General features: G+C 65.4%; 1 protein-coding gene. It reads left to right on the top strand.

Annotated features, from left to right (window positions below; translation table 11 throughout):
* The first annotated feature begins 390 nt into the window (after window positions 1-390).
* The gene (locus tag DLJ53_RS34550; protein ID WP_111352841.1) at window positions 391-1341 is read left to right on the top strand and encodes a sialate O-acetylesterase; all 951 of its coding nucleotides are present in this window, start codon (window positions 391-393) and stop codon (window positions 1339-1341) included.
* Window positions 1342-1363 lie beyond the last annotated feature (22 nt).

Here is a 1363-nt window from a genome sequence, read left to right on the forward strand (position 1 = left end):
TACCATTCGAACGACAACGCATTTACGTGAAGCCGCCGGTTTGTGCTCCAATTGCTCCGGATCATCACGATCCACCCACTATGCCAATCCGCGAAATGACGCCGCGGCAGGTTTCCCTGCTCGCTGCAGCCGATCCTCGACGTCGAAGAATCCAGGCTGTCCTCGCATCGCTCACCCTCCGGTAGACCCGAAATCAGCGGGCCTGATTCGTGTGGGTTTTTCTAGGCGTTCATCTCCCTGGCCGCGCCCATCTGAGCACCTAACTCGGGAATTTTACTGCGGCACTTCTGGGGAAAATTCCGGCGGCATTGACAAGACAACGTGGGACGAAGGGGATATGCTCCCATCGCTGGACCGCACACTTGCGCAGCCTCCCAAGGGGCAGGGGCGATGACGACGTCCACACGGTGGCTTCTCCTGGTGCTCGGCGCGGTAGCGCTTCTGGGCGCGTTCACGGCGGGTGGCATGACGGGGCGGCGGGACCTGCCGCCGTGGCCGCAACTCTCCGTCCTCAAGGGCCGCCTGGCCGTCACGCCACCCCCGCCAGAAAGCCGCTACCGTTTCGACGCCAACGGCCGCATCGTCGCCGACGAGACGAAGACCCACGTCGTCTGCCCGGCGCAAAGCGCTCGCACGGCCGTCCTCCTGGTGCTCGGCCAGTCCAACGCCGCCAACCATGCGGGGCAACGCTACCGTTCCGCGTACGGCAACCACGTCGTTAACTTCTTTGAGAGGCAGTGTTTCGTCGCTGCCTCGCCCCTTCTCGGGGCGACGGACACCAAGGGGGAGTACTGGACCGAGCTTGGAAATCTGCTCGTCGCATCCGGGACGTTCGACACGGTCGTTATCGCACCCCTCGCCTTCGACGGGTCGGAGGTGGCGCGGTGGGTCGACGGGGGCGACCTCAACGCGCTCCTGATCGACACCATGGCGCACCTCGGAAGCGCTGGCTATCGCGTCACCGAGGTCCTGTGGCACCAGGGCGAGATGGACTATGTCCTCGGCACGAGCGCGCAGGACTATAGCGACCGCTTCCTGTCCATGATCGGGACCCTGCGCACCTATGGCATCGCGGTGCCCGTCTACGTGTCCGTCGCCTCCGTCTGTCTCGAACCAAGCAACGGGGGCTTCAAGGCCCATGCTGCGCACAACCCGATCGTGCGCGCGCAAGCGGCTCTACCGGCGCTGGACAGCACCTTGAGGCCGGGCGTGAACACCGACACGCTGCTCGACGATCTGGATCGCTTCGACGACTGCCACATCGGCGGGAGCGGCACCGACAAGGTCGCCCGTGCCTGGGCCGACCTGCTTCTGAACGGCCGCGGGAAGGTGGGCGGCTGACCGCGCGCCGCGGCCAGACCTA

This window comes from Acuticoccus sediminis, from assembly GCF_003258595.1.
GTDB lineage: Bacteria > Pseudomonadota > Alphaproteobacteria > Rhizobiales > Amorphaceae > Acuticoccus > Acuticoccus sediminis.

Excerpts from the sequence above, each read along its gene's own strand:
- DLJ53_RS34550 (WP_111352841.1), top strand. The coding sequence starts at position 391 with ATGACGACGTCCACACGGTGGCTTCTCCTGGTGCTCGGCGCGGTAGCG.